The 15,316-nt window shown below is 68.1% G+C and carries 13 protein-coding genes; 4 read left to right on the top strand and 9 right to left on the bottom strand.

All coding sequences use genetic code 11. The features are described 5' to 3' along the window. Positions 1–7: 7 nt before the first annotated feature. Positions 8–400 (bottom strand): roadblock/LC7 domain-containing protein, encoded by a 393-nt coding sequence (locus tag ACZ50N_RS06310; protein ID WP_464468801.1) that lies wholly within the window; start codon positions 398–400, stop codon positions 8–10. Then, complete coding sequence (locus ACZ50N_RS06305; protein ID WP_464474930.1) at positions 393–2,765, bottom strand: sensor histidine kinase; 2,373 nt, start codon at positions 2,763–2,765, stop codon at positions 393–395. Before ACZ50N_RS06305 ends, ACZ50N_RS06310 begins: the two co-directional genes overlap by 8 nt. Positions 2,766–3,006: 241 nt before the next feature. Between ACZ50N_RS06305 and ACZ50N_RS06300 the strand changes: the two genes are divergently transcribed. Both ACZ50N_RS06300 and ACZ50N_RS06295 read left to right on the top strand, forming a co-directional pair. Continuing rightward, positions 3,007–3,159, top strand: coding sequence for a hypothetical protein (locus ACZ50N_RS06300; protein WP_162938380.1), 153 nt, complete (start codon positions 3,007–3,009; stop codon positions 3,157–3,159). A 21-nt stretch (positions 3,160–3,180) separates the two neighbouring features. Further along, positions 3,181–3,645: a tRNA (cytidine(34)-2'-O)-methyltransferase gene (locus ACZ50N_RS06295; RefSeq protein ID WP_046361727.1), complete on the top strand. Its 465-nt coding sequence runs from the start codon at positions 3,181–3,183 to the stop codon at positions 3,643–3,645. Positions 3,646–3,674: 29 nt separating this feature from the next. Here the strand turns inward: ACZ50N_RS06295 and ACZ50N_RS06290 are convergent, their stop codons facing one another. From ACZ50N_RS06290 to ACZ50N_RS06275, 4 genes are all read right to left on the bottom strand, one after another. Then, positions 3,675–4,325 carry a nitroreductase family protein gene (locus ACZ50N_RS06290; protein ID WP_046361728.1) on the bottom strand — a complete coding sequence of 217 codons (651 nt, stop codon included), beginning with the start codon at positions 4,323–4,325 and terminating at the stop codon, positions 3,675–3,677. A 34-nt stretch (positions 4,326–4,359) separates the two neighbouring features. Beyond that, positions 4,360–7,665, bottom strand: a complete 3,306-nt coding sequence (locus ACZ50N_RS06285; RefSeq protein WP_464474929.1) for an error-prone DNA polymerase — start codon at positions 7,663–7,665, stop codon at positions 4,360–4,362. 32 nt (positions 7,666–7,697) lie between these two features. Next, positions 7,698–8,858 carry a diguanylate cyclase domain-containing protein gene (locus ACZ50N_RS06280; RefSeq protein ID WP_464474928.1) on the bottom strand — a complete coding sequence of 387 codons (1,161 nt, stop codon included), beginning with the start codon at positions 8,856–8,858 and terminating at the stop codon, positions 7,698–7,700. Between the two features lie 117 nt (positions 8,859–8,975). Further along, complete coding sequence (locus ACZ50N_RS06275; protein WP_464474927.1) at positions 8,976–9,842, bottom strand: MaoC/PaaZ C-terminal domain-containing protein; 867 nt, start codon at positions 9,840–9,842, stop codon at positions 8,976–8,978. A gap of 89 nt (positions 9,843–9,931) precedes the next feature. Between ACZ50N_RS06275 and puuE the strand changes: the two genes are divergently transcribed. Continuing rightward, positions 9,932–10,855 (top strand): allantoinase PuuE, encoded by a 924-nt coding sequence (puuE, locus tag ACZ50N_RS06270; protein WP_464474926.1) that lies wholly within the window; start codon positions 9,932–9,934, stop codon positions 10,853–10,855. Between the two features lie 16 nt (positions 10,856–10,871). On the opposite strand, the gene ACZ50N_RS06265 is transcribed toward puuE, so the two are convergent. From ACZ50N_RS06265 to ACZ50N_RS06255, 3 genes are read right to left on the bottom strand one after another with little or no spacing between them, the layout of a single operon-like run. Continuing rightward, entirely contained in the window at positions 10,872–12,428 is a 1,557-nt protein-coding gene (locus tag ACZ50N_RS06265; protein ID WP_464474925.1) for an NCS1 family nucleobase:cation symporter-1, read from the bottom strand. Between the two features lie 53 nt (positions 12,429–12,481). Then, positions 12,482–13,204, bottom strand: a complete 723-nt coding sequence (locus ACZ50N_RS06260) for a GntR family transcriptional regulator (protein WP_048424644.1) — start codon at positions 13,202–13,204, stop codon at positions 12,482–12,484. 34 nt (positions 13,205–13,238) lie between these two features. Beyond that, complete coding sequence (locus ACZ50N_RS06255) at positions 13,239–13,877, bottom strand: TetR/AcrR family transcriptional regulator (RefSeq protein WP_073682932.1); 639 nt, start codon at positions 13,875–13,877, stop codon at positions 13,239–13,241. Between the two features lie 122 nt (positions 13,878–13,999). On the opposite strand from ACZ50N_RS06255, the gene ACZ50N_RS06250 reads away from it, so the two are divergent. Beyond that, positions 14,000–15,259 (top strand): cytochrome P450, encoded by a 1,260-nt coding sequence (locus ACZ50N_RS06250; protein ID WP_464474924.1) that lies wholly within the window; start codon positions 14,000–14,002, stop codon positions 15,257–15,259. Positions 15,260–15,316: the final 57 nt, after the last annotated feature.

Raw genomic sequence — 15,316 nt, 5'->3', positions numbered from 1 at the left:
CGCAGGGTCATGAGCGCAACGGATCTCGTCGTGGCGAGGCGATCGCGGCACCCACCCGCTCGACGAGGATCGCCATCTCGTAGCCGATCTGGCCGATGTCAGCGCCGCGCGCGGCCAACGTGGCGAGGTTGGAGCCGTCCCCCACCCGCATCAACAGCAGGTAGCCGTTCTCCATCTCGACGACGGACTGCAGCACGTACCCACCGTCGAACAGCTGCGCCGCACCGGCCGACAGGCTGGCCAAACCTGAGGCCACCGCGGCCATCTGGTCGGCCCGCTCCGCCGGCATGTGTTCGCTGGCCGCGGTCAGCAGACCGTCGGCCGAGACGAGGATCGCGTGTGAGACCCCCGGCGTCTCCCTGGCGAACCGTGCCACCAGCCAATCGAGCGACTCAGTCACCTGCCTCCTCCCGTTCGTGGCGGGCGTGCCGTCGTCCGGCGGCCACCCCGCCGAAGTGGCTCGCGATGCCGGCGCGCACCGCCTCGGGGTCGCGGACCGCATCCCGGCCGGCACGGTCGCCGTCTCCGTCGTCGGTGCGCGGGGCGGCACCCGGAACCAGCCGGGCACCGGGACGCCGGATCGGCAGCCCCTCGGGAGTGCGCTCCTGAACAGGTGCGGCCTGCGCGGCGGCCGCGGCCGACCAGCCGTGATCCCAGACGGTCTGCCAGTTCAGGTCGGTGCTGTGGGAGAGCTCGTGTGGGTCGACGAGCCATTCGGAGAGCATCGTCTGGTAGATCGCGTCGTCGTCGGAGTCGTCCCTGGCGTGCCGCGCGCGGGCGTGGCCGTTCTGCGCAGGCGCGACGACGACGGGCGCAGGTGCCGGAGTGGGGGCAGCGGCCGGAGCGGGAGCAGGGGCCGGAGTGGGGGCAGGGGCCGGCGCCGGTGCTTCAGGTGCGGGTACCGGCGTCGGTACGGGTGCCGCGAGCATCTCGGCCGGCACGTACACCCCGGCGGTGGTGCCCGACGACGGCCGGCCGGCGACGGTGCTCCGCAACCGCACGACCAGACCGTGCTGGCCGGCGAGCCGGCCGGCGACGAACAACCCCATGTGCCGGGCGGTGTACGGATTGACCTCACCCCCGGACTGCAACCGGCTGTTGGCGACCCGCAGATCGGATTCGCTCATCCCCAGGCCTGCGTCGGCGACCTCGAGCACCAGGCCGCCGTTGCCGGTGCGCGCCGCGGAGACATGCACGGCAGCCGTCGGCGGTGAGTACCTCAGCGCGTTGTCGAGGAGTTCGGCCAGCAGATGCACCAGGTCACCGGCCACCGGGCCGATCACCGCGGTGTCCGGCAGACCCTCGGCGCTGATTCGGTGATAGTCCTCGACCTCGGACGCTGCCGCGTTCACGACGGCCACGACGGCGACGGGCTCGGCGTCCTCGCGTGGGATGCGCGCGCCGGCCAACACCATCAGGTTGGCTCCGTTGCGGCGCATGCGTGCCGCGAGATGATCGAGGCGGAACAGGCTCTGCAGCCGGTCGGCATCCTCTTCGTCGCTCTCCAGCCGGTCGATCAACGCGAGCTGCTGATCCACCAGCGTGCGATTGCGCCGCGACAGCGTCTCGAACATGTCGGTCACCTGCATCTGCAGCCGCGCCTGCTCGGCCGCCAGAAGCACCGCCTGCTCGTGCAGTTCGTCGACGGCGTGGGCGACCTGGCCGATCTCCTCCGACGTCGGCACCGACAGCGGCGCGATCGTGGGTGTCTTGCCGTCGAGGCGGGCCTGCTCGACCTCCCGGGCCAGATCCTCGTGGGCCACCTTCAGCGCGCTGTCCCGCAGCGTGCGAAGCGGCCGCACCAGGCTGCGCGCCACCAGCGTGACCAGCAGGAGCGCGATCAGCAGCACCGCGCCGACGACCGCGGCGTCGCGGATCGCGGCGGTCCGGGCGGCTGCTGCCTGGTCGGAGACCGTCGCGGGGATCGACCGGGACGTATCGGCGATGATCCCGTCGGCGATGCCACGGGTGATGCGCTGCGACGCCAGCAGGTCAGGGTTGTTCGGCAGTGCCACGCCCGGGTCAGAGAGCAGCGACATCCGCTTGACCATCTCCGACCGCAGCGACGCCACCGCGTCGGTGGAGCCACCGAGGAACGCACCCATTGCGGCCACCGTCGACGGTTCCGTGCCGGCCAGCGTGATCATCGACGAGCGCAGTTCGGGCTCGGGCAAATCTGCGCCGCGGTCGACGAGCATCTGCTGCATCGTCATCTGGCCGCGGGCACCGACCGCCCTCGCAAGCGCCTCGCCCGCGTTGCGGACCGTGTCGTCGTCTCCCGCCACCAAGCCGGTGATCGCAGTCTCGGCGGTGATCAGCAGGGGCGCGTACGTCATGACCCGGGTACGCAGATCGTTGCCGCCCGACGTGCTCTTGCCGACGAGATCGCGACCGAAATCGAGCAGCGTGTTCGTCGCCAGGCGCACCGCGTCGTCGACATCGGTCGAGCTCAACTGGCGCTGCAGATCGGCAGCCCGGGACTCGAAGGCGGAGACGCTCGCGGGTATGTCACCGCCGTCCGTCGCGCTCACCAGCACCGCTTCCACCGCGGCCAGGTACTGCGCGACCTCAGGCACCATCTCCGCCCGCGCTGCCGCGACCCGCAGCGTCTGGGCGGACGAGGTCGCGGCGTGGATGCGTAGGCCGCCGAACACGCTGGCCAGCAGCAGCGGCACGGCCACGATGGCCACCACCTTGACGCGCACCGGCCAGTTGGACAGCGCCCACCGAGGCGGCCGCTTGATCGAGGATCGAGCGTGATTCATGAAGCATCCTGGCTGATGGCGCCCTCGTCGGGCGGGCGTGAAGCGCCTGGCGAATGCGCTGAGTATGCCAGCCCGGTCAGCGGGTCGCCAGAGTTCGCCCCTGGGCTGCAGAACCAGCAAAGCACATGACACAGAGTCCGTTGCGGGCGTTGCGATTTCGTTTCAGACCCGTTGCGTGTCAGAGGGTGAAAGGCCGCTGATCTGCAGGCACAATCGATGGTGACCCCTTTGGAGGAGTGCAATGACCCACAATGGCGTGGAGATGGCTCTGCTTGCCGATGCGTCCGAGATCGGTGACTCACCCCTGATGCGAGCGATGAGCAGCGAGATGGTCGACGTCGACACTCTCGAAGGCCTGATCTCGATCGCGAGCTACGAGACCTGCCTGGACTGACACCCGTTTACCCTGCCAAGGGTGTTTCGGGTTCTGTTCTATTCGCCGCGGATCGCGCCCAATACCGGCAACGCGATCCGCATGGTGGCGGGCACCGGGTGCGAACTGCATCTGGTCGAACCGCTGGGCTTCGATCTCTCTGAGCCGAAGCTGCGCCGCGCCGGCCTCGACTACCACGACCTGGCGTCGGTGACGGTGCATGCCGACCTGGCCTCAGCCTGGGCCGCGGTGATGCCGGCGCGGGTGTTCGCGTTCACCGCGCACGCCCAGGCGTCGTTCGCTGACATCGCCTACGAACCCGGCGACGTCCTGCTGTTCGGGCCGGAACCGACCGGCCTGGATGCCGAGACGCTCGCCGACCCGCACGTCACCGCGCAGGTCCGCATTCCGATGCTGGACGGCCGGCGATCACTGAACCTGTCGAATGCCGCCGCCGTCGCCGTGTACGAGGCGTGGCGTCAGCACGACTTCATGGGCAGCGTGTGATCAGGCAGCGAGGATTAAGCAGCGTGTGACTACCACTCATCCCAGTGCGTCAACTGCTCGGCGGGCAGCCGCTTGGCCTTCTTGAAGTCGGTGCCCTTGGTGTAGGCGATCGGGAAGAGCCCGGCCTGGCTGTAGGAGTCGAACGGGATGCCGAGGAGTTCGGCGGCCTGACGCTCGCCGTCGCCGAGAAGGTGCAGCGTGGTCCAGGCCGAGCCGAGTCCCCGCGAGCGCAGCGCCAGCATGAAGCTCCACACGGCCGGCAGCAGCGATCCCCAGTAGCCCGCGCTGGCACCCGACACGGTGTCTTTCGGCTTGCCCTCCAGGCACGGGATCAACATGACCGGCGCCTTCTCGAGGTTGTCGTTGAGATAGCTCGCGGAGTCCATCACCTTCGGCGCCCGCTCGTCACGCTCGTCGCCGTAGGTGGGCTTCTCGGCGTTCAGATACGGAGTGGCGTTCGTCCGGTAGATCTCGGCCAGCGCGAGCCTTTTGTCGGGGTCGGTCACGAAGACCCACTGCCACCCCTGGCTGTTGCTGCCCGTCGGCGCCTGCAATGCGATGTCGAGGCATTCCATCAGCACCTCGCGCGGCACCGGCTTGTCAAAATCGAGGCGCTTGCGCACCGAGCGGGTCGTGGTCAGAACATCATCTGCGGACAGGTTGAGCGTCTCGGATGTCATGTGCCGAGCGTACATTCGCCGTCTTCGGAGCGAGTCAGCGGAAATCGCGGGATTTGGACGCCACCCGCAGGCTCAGCGGGCCCATCCGATCGGCCACGACCGTCACCGCTCCGGTCGCGTTCTGCACGATTCCGCGCACCACCAGCGCCGCCGCGGTCTGGGCCAACCTGCGGTGCCGCGCCCACACCGCCGGCATGCACAGCACGTTGACCATCCCGGTCTCGTCCTCGAGGTTGACGAACGTGACCCCCTGCGCCGTCGCGGGCCGCTGCCGGTGAGTCACCGCACCGGCGACCAACACGCGGGTGCCGTCGGGCACCGACAGCAGCTGATCGGCCGGCACGACCCCCATGGCGTCGAGGTTCTCGCGCAGGAACTCGGTCGGATACCGGTCGGGCGACACCCCTGTCGCCCATACATCGGCCGCGGTCAGCTCCAGCTCCGTCATCCCGGGCAGTGACGGGACATGCGACGACGAACCCACCCCGGGCAACCGGTCGGGACGTTCGGCGGCGGCCGCCCCGGCAGCCCACAACCCTTCCCGCCGGGTGATGCCGAAACAGCCCAGCGCACCGGCGGTGGCCAGCGCCTCGGTCTGCGGCACGCTCAGCTGCACGCGCCCGGTCAGGTCGAGCAGCGAGGCGAACGGTCCGCGGGCCCGCTCTTCGACCAGCCGCTGCGCCAGGTCGTCGCCGATGTGCCGGACGGCCCCGAGCCCGAGCCGCACCTCGGTCCCCGCGTTCTCCAGCGTGGCGTGGGCGAGGCTGGCATTGACGTCGGGGCCGTGCACCACCACGCCGTGGCGACGGGCATCGGCGACCAGGGACTGCGGCGAGTAGAACCCCATCGGCTGCGCACGCAGCAGCGCGGCGCAGAACGCCGCCGGATGGTGCAGCTTGAACCACGACGAGTAGAACACCAGCGAGGCGAAACTCAGCGAATGACTCTCGGGGAAGCCGAAATTCGCAAATGCTTCGAGTTTCTCGTAGATCCGTTGCGCGACGTCTCCGGTGATGCCGTGCAGCTCGGCCATCCCGTCGAAGAACCGCCCCCGCAGCCGCCGCATCTTCTCGGTGGAGCGTTTCGAACCCATGGCGCGGCGCAGCTGATCGGCCTCGGCGGCCGAGAACCCCGCACAGTCCACGGCCAGCTGCATGAGCTGTTCTTGGAACAGTGGCACCCCCAACGTCTTTCGCAGGGCCGACTCCATGGACGGATGGTCGTAGACGACCTCTTCCTCACCGTTGCGCCGCTTGATGTACGGGTGCACCGACCCGCCCTGGATCGGGCCGGGCCGGATCAACGCCACCTCGACCACCAGGTCGTAGAACACCCGCGGTTTCAGCCGGGGCAGGGTGGCCATCTGCGCCCGCGATTCCACCTGGAACACCCCGACGGAGTCGGCACGCTGCAGCATCTCGTAGACCGCGGCCTCGGACAGGTCCAACGCCGCCAGATCCACGTCGATGCCTTTGTGCTCGGCGACCAGGTCGATGCAGTAGTGCAGCGCCGAGAGCATGCCGAGCCCCAGCATGTCGAACTTGACCAATCCGATTGCCGCGCAGTCGTCTTTGTCCCACTGCAGCACGCTGCGATTCTCCATGCGCGCCCACTCCACCGGGCACACGTCGGCGATGGGCCGATCGCAGATCACCATGCCGCCGGAGTGAATTCCCATGTGCCGCGGCAGATTGGAGATCTGTTGCGCCAGGTCGATGACCTGCTCGGGAATGCCTTCGACGTGGGTGACGTCAGCCAGGTTGCCCCATTGGCTGAGCTGCTTGCTCCACGCATCCTGCTGCCCCTGGGAGAATCCGAGCGCACGCGCCATGTCACGGACGGCGCTGCGACCACGGTAGGTGATCACGTTGGCGACCTGTGCGGCGTACTCGCGGCCATAGCGCCGATAGACGTACTGGATGGCGTCCTCGCGCAGATCGGATTCGATGTCGATGTCGATGTCGGGTGGGCCGTCGCGGGCCGGGGACAGGAATCGTTCGAACAGCAGATCATTGGCCACCGGATCGACATTGGTGACCTTCAACGCGTAGCAGACTGCCGAGTTGGCCGCCGAACCCCGCCCCTGGGACAGGATGTCGTTCTTCCGGCAGAACCGGGTGATGTCGTGCACCACGAGGAAATACCCCGGGAAGTTGAGCTGCTCGATGATCCGCAGCTCGTGCTCGATCTGCGCGTAGGCCCGCGGAGAACGATCGGGCGGGCCGTAGCGCTCCCGCGCGCCCTGCATCACCAGGTGCCGCAGCCAACTGTTCTCGGTGTGGCCGGCCGGAACCTCGAAGGGCGGCAGCTGGGGCGCGATGAGCGCCAGTCCGAACGCACACTGCTCGCCGAGTTCGGCTGCGGCACTGACCACCTCGGGACAGTGGGCGAACATCCGCGCCATCTCCTCCCCCGAACGTAGATGTGCACCACCCAGCGGGGCGAGATATCCCGCGGCCTCGTCCAACGAATGCCTGGCCCGGATCGCGCCCATCGCCATCGCGAGCCGACCACGGGACGGCTCGGCGAAATGCGCACCGGTGGTGGCGATGACACCCACCCCGAAGCGAGGTGCGAGTGCGGCCAGTGCGGCGTTGCGTTCGCCGTCGTGGGGATGCCCGTGGTGGGTGAGTTCGACGGTGACCCGGTCACGGCCGAACCTGTCCACCAGATCGGCGAGCGCAGCGGCCGCGGCGTCCGGGCCGCCGGTGGACAGCGCGCGGCGGACATGACCTTTTCGGCAACCGGTGAGGATCTGCCAGTGTCCACCTGCGGCGTCGGTCAGCGCGTCGTAGTCATAGCGCAGCACGCCTTTCTCTCCGCCGGCCAGGTGTGCCGCGGCCAGCTGGCGGGACAGCCGCCGGTATCCCTCCGGCCCCCGGGCCAGAACCAGCAGGTGCGGCCCCGCCGGGTCGGGATCGTCGGTGCGGCTCCCTCCCCCGAGGGACAATTCGGCGCCGAACACGGTTGCCATGTCGAGTTCCCTGGCGGCCTCAGCGAACCGCACCACGCCGTACAGGCCGTCGTGATCGGTCAGCGCGATGGCCCGCAGGCCCAGCCGATCCGCTTCCTCGACGAGCTCCTCGGGCGTGCTCGCACCGTCGAGGAAGCTGTAGGCGGAGTGGGTGTGCAACTCGGCATACGGTATCGACGAATGCGGGGCCGAGCGTGGACCGCTCGGCGCCTCCGGTGGCTGGTACTCCCCCCGCTTGCGCGACCAGGCGGGGCTGTCACCGCCGTCTCCGACCTGCTCGTCGATGGGCCAGCCGGCACGGCGCGGCTTGCTGTTGAGGACGCGTTCCATCTCGCCCCAGCCCGGCGGACCGTTGTGCCAACCCACCCGGGCAGTCTATCGAACATCCGTTCGATGCGTTAGGCGATCCTGCCGTTGTCGGGCTGCGGCTCGTCATCGTCCGGGTCTTCGTCGAGCGTCGGCCGCAGCACGTAGCGGACCTGGTTGCCGCCTGCCATCCTGGCCTGCTCGATGGCCTGGTTGGCGATCGCGATCAGTTTGTCCAGCACATCGTCGGGCGGCTCTGCCGCCAGCGGCGGCAGGGGTGTGCAGACCACGCCGATGCTGGCGGTCAAGCGCTGGGGCGTCACAGATATCGCGCCGCGAATCCGCTCGACCAGCGGGGACGCGTCGGCGGTGGTGAACGTGTCGGCGACGAGGAAGTCGTGGTCGGACACGTGCGCGACGATCGCGTTGTGCCGCACGACCTCGCGCAGCGCCTGCCCGACCGACACCCGGGCCCGGTTGCCGCCGCTGGCCCCGCTCAACCCGAGCAGCAGCGAGAAGCTGTCGATGTTCACCGCGACCACGACCAGGTATCTGTCGTCGCTGCGGCTACGCGAGGCGAGCAGTGTCGCCACGGCCTGATAGAACGCGTCCCGGTGCAACAACCCCGTCAACTGCTCGATGTCGCCGTGGTGGGTGTCGGGCTGGATCAGCACGAGCATCGCCCGGCAGGCGAACGCGACGAACACGTTGAGCAACACGATGATCCCGGCCGCACACACAGCCAGCGCCAGGTCGTCGGCCGCCACGTGGACGATCAGCACACCCAGCGTCACCGCCCCGACCGACCAGACCGCCGTCAGCAGGCGCGGGGTGTGGAAGCTCACCACGAACGCCGTCAGCACGGCGTAGTTGGCCGCCCCGGTCAGCCCGACCACGGGATTGGTCTGGATCAGAATCGACACCCCGATGGCCGCCGACGCGACCAGTACGCAGAGCAGTGACTGCGCCCGTGTCGGCCAGTGCGCCCGCAGCCACAGCGTGGCCAACGCGCAACAGCTCAGCGCGATGACCACCGTGGCGATCCGCCCCGTCGACGTCTGAGGGCCCGCCGGGCTGGCGAGAAGTCCGAGGGGAAGTAGACCGAGGGAGGCGATACACAGGGCGACCAGCCGGCACGTGGCGGTCTGCATGCCCCGGGCCGCGAGGATGGCAGTAAACCAGTAGTAGTGGTCGGCACCCCACAGCGCAGCACCGATTGCGCCAAGCCACGAAAAGCGCAAACGTTCACGCATGCGCGCGGCTCCGGCGAGCTCTCCTACGACTCAGGTCATGACCCCCACCCACAGGCGAAGATTACCAGCGCAGCAAATACTTGCCCACCTAATCAACACCCGCGACCCAGCGAGGCCTCAGGCGACGAACTCCGCGTCACCGTCCTCGAGGACCAGCCGCGCGTTCGATCCGTCCGGGGCGGCCGCTTCGGTACGGAACACCGCGCGCCCTTCAGCGGTCCGCCAGATCGACGTCGTCAGCGTCTCGCCGGGGAAGACCGGAGAGGTGAACCGGGCCGAGATCGCAGTGAGGCGAGTGGCGTCGCCGGCGCCGAGCTCCGCGACGAGTGCGCGGCCCGCAACTCCGTAGGTGCACAGTCCGTGCAGGATCGGCTTCGGGAAACCGGCCAAACCAGCAAACCACGGATCGCTGTGGAGCGGGTTGCGGTCCCCGGAGAGCCGATACAGCAGCGCCTGGTCCTCGCGGGTGGGCAGAGCGACCGTCGCATCGGGTTCACGGTCGGGGATCTCGGGTGCAGCGGGCCGCGAACCGGGCTGTCCACCGAAGCCGCCCGCACCGCGGATCACCAACGTGGTCACAGTCTCGGCGACCGCTTGGCCGGTCGCCGGATCGCTGCCGGTGGCCTTGAGCATGACGATCGCGTTCTTGCCCTCGCCCTTGTCCTGGATGTCGGCGACCTCGTTGACGACGCTGAGCTCTCCGGCGGCGGGCAGCGGTGCGAACAGACGGACGCTCTGTGAACCGTGCAGCAGCTTCGAGAAGTCGAACGACCCGATGACCCCGGCCGCGGCGAACGGCGAACACGCGATCACCGCGTAGGTGGGCAGCACCTGCTGGGCGATGTCGTGGCTGTTCTCGGTGGTGAAGGCGAGATCCGCGATGCCCGCGCCGACGCCGAGCGCGTAGAGCAGGGTGTCCCGATCCTTCCAGCGGAAGGTCTGGGCAGGGGTGGTGACGCCGACGGCGTTCGGATCGATGGGCATGGCTCATTCCCTATGCCATGGTGGTGCGGCTTGGCAAGCCTTCCTGTCCTCGGCGCGCCGCGGGGCGCGTCTTCTGTGACGATGATCCGATGGCCGACGCGGAACCCGACAGCTACCCGCGCGACATGGTCGGCTACGGCCGCACGCCGCCCGACCCGCAGTGGCCCGGTGGCGCCGCGATCGCAGTCCAGTTCGTCCTCAATTACGAGGAGGGCGCCGAGAATTCGGTCCTGCACGGCGATCCGGCCTCGGAGACCTTCCTGTCGGAGATGACGCCGGCCGAGGCGTTCCCCGACCGCCACATGAGCATGGAGTCACTGTACGAATACGGGTCGCGCGCCGGGCTGTGGCGACTGCTGGACGTGTTCTCGCGCCGCGGGGTCCCCTTGACGGTTTTCGCGGTCGCCCGCGCCCTGCAGCGCAACCCCGACGCCGCGGCGGCGTTCACCGAGCTGGGCCACGAGATCGCCTGCCACGGCCTGCGATGGATCTCCTATCAGCGAATTCCCGAAGACGTCGAGCGCAGGCACATGGCCGAGGCCGTGGCGATCCTGCGGGAGCTGACCGGAGCGGCACCGCGGGGGTGGTACACAGGGCGCGACTCTCCCCACACCCGCGGACTGGTGGTCGAGCACGGCGGGTTCGCCTACGACTCCGACTCCTACGCCGACGATCTGCCCTACTGGGTGCGGGTCAGCGAAACGAACCATCTCGTGGTGCCCTACACGCTGGACACCAACGACATGCGATTCGCCTCTCCCGCAGGCTTCTCCAACGGTGAGGAGTTCTTCGCCCATCTGCGCGACGCCTTCGACGTGCTGTACGCCGAGGGGCTCGCCGGACGGCCCAAGATGCTGTCAGTAGGACTGCACTGCCGGCTGGCGGGCAGGCCCGCGCGCAGCCGAGCGGTGGAGAGGTTCCTCGACCACGTGCTGTCCCACGATCACGTGTGGCTGGCCCGGCGCATCGAGATCGCCGAGCACTGGCGCGAGGTCCACCCGCCCGAGCGTTAGTCCTGGCGCTCGCCCATCACGCAACGGGCGCGACGGCGAACCGGGCGGTTCGGGTGGCCAGCAGGTAGTAGAGCCCGAAACCGATGCCACACCCGATGAACCAGCTGTACTGCGCGGCGGTGTGCATGCCGACCACCGAGCCGCCCAGCAGGACCGGGATCACCGCGACCACGGCGGCGACGACGGTCGTGATGACCGCCGCGGGGTTGTATCCCTTTGTGTAGTAATAGGTTCCGTTCTCGTCCAGCGTGAACATGTCATCGATCACGACGCGCTGCTTGTGCACCAGGTAGTAGTGCGCGATCAGCACCCCGAACAGCGGGCCGATGAACGCTCCGAGCGTCTCGAGCGTGTAGTGGATGACCTCCGGGTTGTTGTACAGATTCCACGGCGTGATCAGGACCGATCCGACCGCCGCGATCATGCCGCCGGCGCGCCAGCTGATCCGCTGCGGGCTGACGTTGGAGAAATCGAAGGCCGGGGAGATGAAGTTGGCGACGATGTTGATGCCGATGGTCGCGATGGTGAACGTCAACGCGCCCAACACGATCGCGAAGGTCGAGTCGATACGCGCGACGGTGGTGACGGGATCGGTGATCAGCTCGCCGAACACCGGCACCGTCAGCGACGCGGTGACGACCACCAACAGTGAGAACACCAGGAAGTTCACCGGGAGCCCGAGGAAGTTGCCGCGCTTGACGGCGGCGAACGACTTGCCGTAGCGGGAGAAGTCGCCGAAGTTGAGCATCGGACCGGAGAAGTAGGAGACGACCAGCGCGATGGCGCCGAGCATGACCGGCACCGAATCGAGCCCGGTGTAGGTGACGTCGCCGAGGTTGAGGTCGATCGCTCCCCAGCCGGCCTTGTAGATCAGGTAGCCGCACAGCAGGAACATCACGACATACACTGCGGGGCCGCAGAAGTCGATGAACCGGCGGATCGCCTCCATACCGCGCCAGAAGACGCACGCCTGCAGGATCCACAGCAAGATGAAGCTGCCCCAGCCCAGCAGTGGCAACCCGAGGAAACCGTGCGTGTCGACGTCGGCGTACGGGGCGAGGCCGGGAAACAGTTTGAGCAGAACGACATCCAGGGCCGCCGAGGCCAGGTAGGTCTGGATGCCGTACCAGGCCACCGCGATCAGGCCGCGGATGATCGCCGGGATGTTGGCGCCCAGCACGCCGAACACGCTGCGGCAGATCACCGGATACGGGACACCGGTGGCCTGACTGGGTTTGGCCACCAGGTTGCAGAACACGTTGACGATCACGATGCCGATCAGCAGTGCGACCAGTACCTGCCAGCTGGCGAGCCCGAGCGCGAAGAGACTGCCCGCGGTGACGTAGCCGCCGACGCTGTGCACGTCGGACATCCAGAACGCGAAGATGTTGTACGAGGACCAGGTCTGCTTGCCCAGGGGCGCGAGGTCCTCGTTGGTCAACCGTGGGTCGTACCCGGGTTTGATGACGCCACCCCCGACAGGGTGACCGGACGCTTCGACGATGTCCCCTGCGCCGACGACCGTGCCGGGCGGGAGATCCTTGGCAGCCTGGGGCGTGTCGATCTCGGTCATGGGCGGACCGTAACCACGGTGTGTTGCGCCGGTGTTTCGGCGAAAACACTCCGTTATTGCGGGAAAGATATATCCGCTGCCAGTAAGCCGGCATCGGTCGGGAGCGTAGCGATCAGGGCGTTGAGGCGCTGGGAGTGCGTCTCGGACGCGGTGAGCAACTCCTCCACGTCGCCGGCGAGGAACGCCCGCACCATTTGGCAGTGGTCGGCGTGCAGGTCCGCCCGGTCCGCGGCACGCACGTGCACCATCGACTGCACCGGTTCGGTGACGTTCCAGGCGGATTCGAGCATGTGCAGCAGCCGGTACATGCGTGACGGCCGCGTGAGAGCGAGGTGGAACTCGCGGCTCTGCCGGTGGTAGGCAGCCGGATCGTCGGCGCGCAGCGCCTCGTGCAGGACGTCGTTGGCGGTCATGATGGCCGCGCGATCGGCGTCGGTGGCATTGGCGATTGCCGCCGCCAGCGAGGCCGTCTCCAATGTTTCTCGCACGATGTACATTTCGCGCAGTTCCTGGCGGGTCAGCTGTGCCACCGCATATCCGGCATTGCTCCGGTGCGCCACCAGCCCTTCTCCGATCAGCGTCTTGAGCGCTTCGCGTACCGGAATCTGGCTCACGCCGAACAGATCGGCGACATCGGCCAGCGGAATGGGGCTGCCGGGCGGCACCGCACAGTAGAGGATCACTCGGCGCAACTCGTCGAGGATCGCGTGCTGGGGCCGGCCCGGCTGGTCGACGACGAGCTTGTCGAGCAGGGCGGACCGCCGACGTGACGCCATGGCGTCACGGTAGGCCCCGATTGTTTCGGTTGCGCTACGTACGCGGGATCGGGGTCAGATACAGCGCGCCCCAGGCGATCTCGGTCAGACTCACCGCGAGCTCGGCGTCGTAGTCCGCGGGCCGCTCGGGCAGGTTCTGCTGGCAGGCGCGCTCCACCATCCAGCACAGTGCGCTGGCGGTGGTGGTCGCCGGCAATTCCGCTCGTATGGCGCCTGCTGCCTGCCCGTCCTCGATCACCGTCGTCAGGCGCGCGGCGATCGCGGTGAGCAGTTCGCGGTAGGTGGACGCGACCAGCGGGTCGTAGCCGGACATCTCGTTCAGCGCGATGAGCACCGGTTGATGGCGCCGGTAGCCGGCGATGATGCCCGACATGGCGGCGTGGATGTCGCGGGGGTCGCGGCGCGAGGCCACACCCCACCAGAGTTCTGCGCTGTCGGCCAGGTCGCCGAACACCTGGCGGGCCAGGCGGGTCACCAGATCGCCCTTGTCCTGGAAGTAGACGTAGAAGTTGGCCCGGGACATGCCGGCCTCGGTGGCCAGCCGGTCGACGCTGAGTTCGGTGAAACTCGCCCCGTCCCGCATCAGCCGTTCGGTCGCGTCCAGCAGCCGTCGCTCGATCTCTTCACGGCGTTGCTCGCGCGTGGCCTGCGGCTTTCGGGTGACAGGCGCCATCGCGTCAGTATGACACCCGATGTGGACATCGCGTCCAGACAGGTTGACTGGACACCATGTCTAGACATAGTGTCGGCACGGTCAGTGACTGTGACCGGTGTCATACAGATGGAGGTTGTCCCATGACAGCGACTGCTGCCACTCCGCGCCCCTACGACCCCGTCGATCTGTCGTCCCGCGCGTTCTGGGCGACCACGGCGCGTGAGCGCGAGGACTCCTTCGCCGCGCTGCGCGGCGAGCGACCGGTGAGCTGGCACCCTCCGGTCGAGGATTCGCTGATGGCCGACCCCGACGATCCCGGCTTCTGGGCGGTCACGCGCCGCGACGACATCGTCGCGATCAGCCGGGACAACGAGACCTTCCTGTCGGGCCAGGGCGTGCTGTTCGAGAACGTTCCCGTGGAACTGCTCGAAGCGTCGCAGTCGTTCCTGGCGATGGACCCGCCCCGGCACACGTTCCTGCGGAAACTGGTCAGTGCCGCCTTCACCCCGCGGCAGGTCCGCCGCATCGAGGATTCCATCAAGGCCAACGCCGCGACGATCGTCGCGGAACTGCGCGCCGCCGGCAGCGGGGCCGATTTCGTCAAGCACTGCGCCAAGGAACTACCGATCCGCACGCTGTCGGACATGGTCGGCATTCCCGAGGCCGAGCGCCAACAGATCGCCCACTCCGCTGACGCGATGGTGTCCTGGGCCGATCCGGTGTTCCTCGGGGGCCGTCCGCCGTTGGAGGTTCTGTTCGAAGCGCAGATGTACGTCCATCAGGTGGCCAACCGACTCGCCGCAGAACGGCGCGAGAATCCGGGAGACGACCTCTTCAGTGCGCTCGTCAACGCCGAGGTGGACGGGGACCGGTTGTCCGACAACGACGTCGCGGCGTTCTTCGTGCTGCTCGCGGTGGCCGGCAACGACACCACCCGCCAGACCACCAGCCACGCCCTGAAGGCGTTGACCGACTTTCCCGACCAGCGCGCGTGGCTGATGGAGGACTTCGACAACCGGATCGGCACGGCGGTGGAGGAGTTCGTCCGATGGTCGTCGCCGGTGATGACGTTCCGCCGGACGGCCGCCAAGGACACCGAGATCGCCGGGCAACCGATCGGCGCCGGCGAGAAGGTCGTGATGTTCTACTCGTCGGGCAACTTCGACACCGAGGTGTTCGACCACCCTGAGCGTCTCGACCTCGGCCGTCACCCCAACCCGCACGTCGGATTCGGCGGTGGCGGCGTGCATTTCTGCCTGGGCGCGAACCTCGCTCGAGCGCAGCTGCGAGCGATCATCGGTGAGTTGCTGCATCAGCTGCCCGACATCTCGGCCGGCGAACCGGAATACCTGGTGGGCAACTTCATCCACGGCATCCGCAGTATGCCCTGCACCTTCTAGGCTCTCCGCCGTCATCCGCTGCGTCCCGGTGCGATTGTTGACGTTTGCCCGTCAGCA

Source organism: Mycolicibacterium obuense (assembly GCF_055397605.1).
The sequence above is the reverse complement of the archived record's forward strand: the minus strand, read 5'-3'. Positions and strand labels throughout refer to the sequence as shown.

Excerpts from the sequence above, each read along its gene's own strand:
- ACZ50N_RS06305 (WP_464474930.1), bottom strand. The coding sequence starts at position 2,765 with ATGAATCACGCTCGATCCTCGATCAAGCGGCCGCCTCGGTGGGCGCTG.
- ACZ50N_RS06300 (WP_162938380.1), top strand. The coding sequence starts at position 3,007 with ATGACCCACAATGGCGTGGAGATGGCTCTGCTTGCCGATGCGTCCGAG.
- ACZ50N_RS06290 (WP_046361728.1), bottom strand. The coding sequence starts at position 4,325 with ATGACATCCGAGACGCTCAACCTGTCCGCAGATGATGTTCTGACCACG.
- ACZ50N_RS06280 (WP_464474928.1), bottom strand. The coding sequence starts at position 8,858 with ATGCGTGAACGTTTGCGCTTTTCGTGGCTTGGCGCAATCGGTGCTGCG.
- ACZ50N_RS06275 (WP_464474927.1), bottom strand. The coding sequence starts at position 9,842 with ATGCCCATCGATCCGAACGCCGTCGGCGTCACCACCCCTGCCCAGACC.
- puuE (WP_464474926.1), top strand. The coding sequence starts at position 9,932 with ATGGCCGACGCGGAACCCGACAGCTACCCGCGCGACATGGTCGGCTAC.
- ACZ50N_RS06265 (WP_464474925.1), bottom strand. The coding sequence starts at position 12,428 with ATGACCGAGATCGACACGCCCCAGGCTGCCAAGGATCTCCCGCCCGGC.
- ACZ50N_RS06260 (WP_048424644.1), bottom strand. The coding sequence starts at position 13,204 with ATGGCGTCACGTCGGCGGTCCGCCCTGCTCGACAAGCTCGTCGTCGAC.
- ACZ50N_RS06255 (WP_073682932.1), bottom strand. The coding sequence starts at position 13,877 with ATGGCGCCTGTCACCCGAAAGCCGCAGGCCACGCGCGAGCAACGCCGT.
- ACZ50N_RS06250 (WP_464474924.1), top strand. The coding sequence starts at position 14,000 with ATGACAGCGACTGCTGCCACTCCGCGCCCCTACGACCCCGTCGATCTG.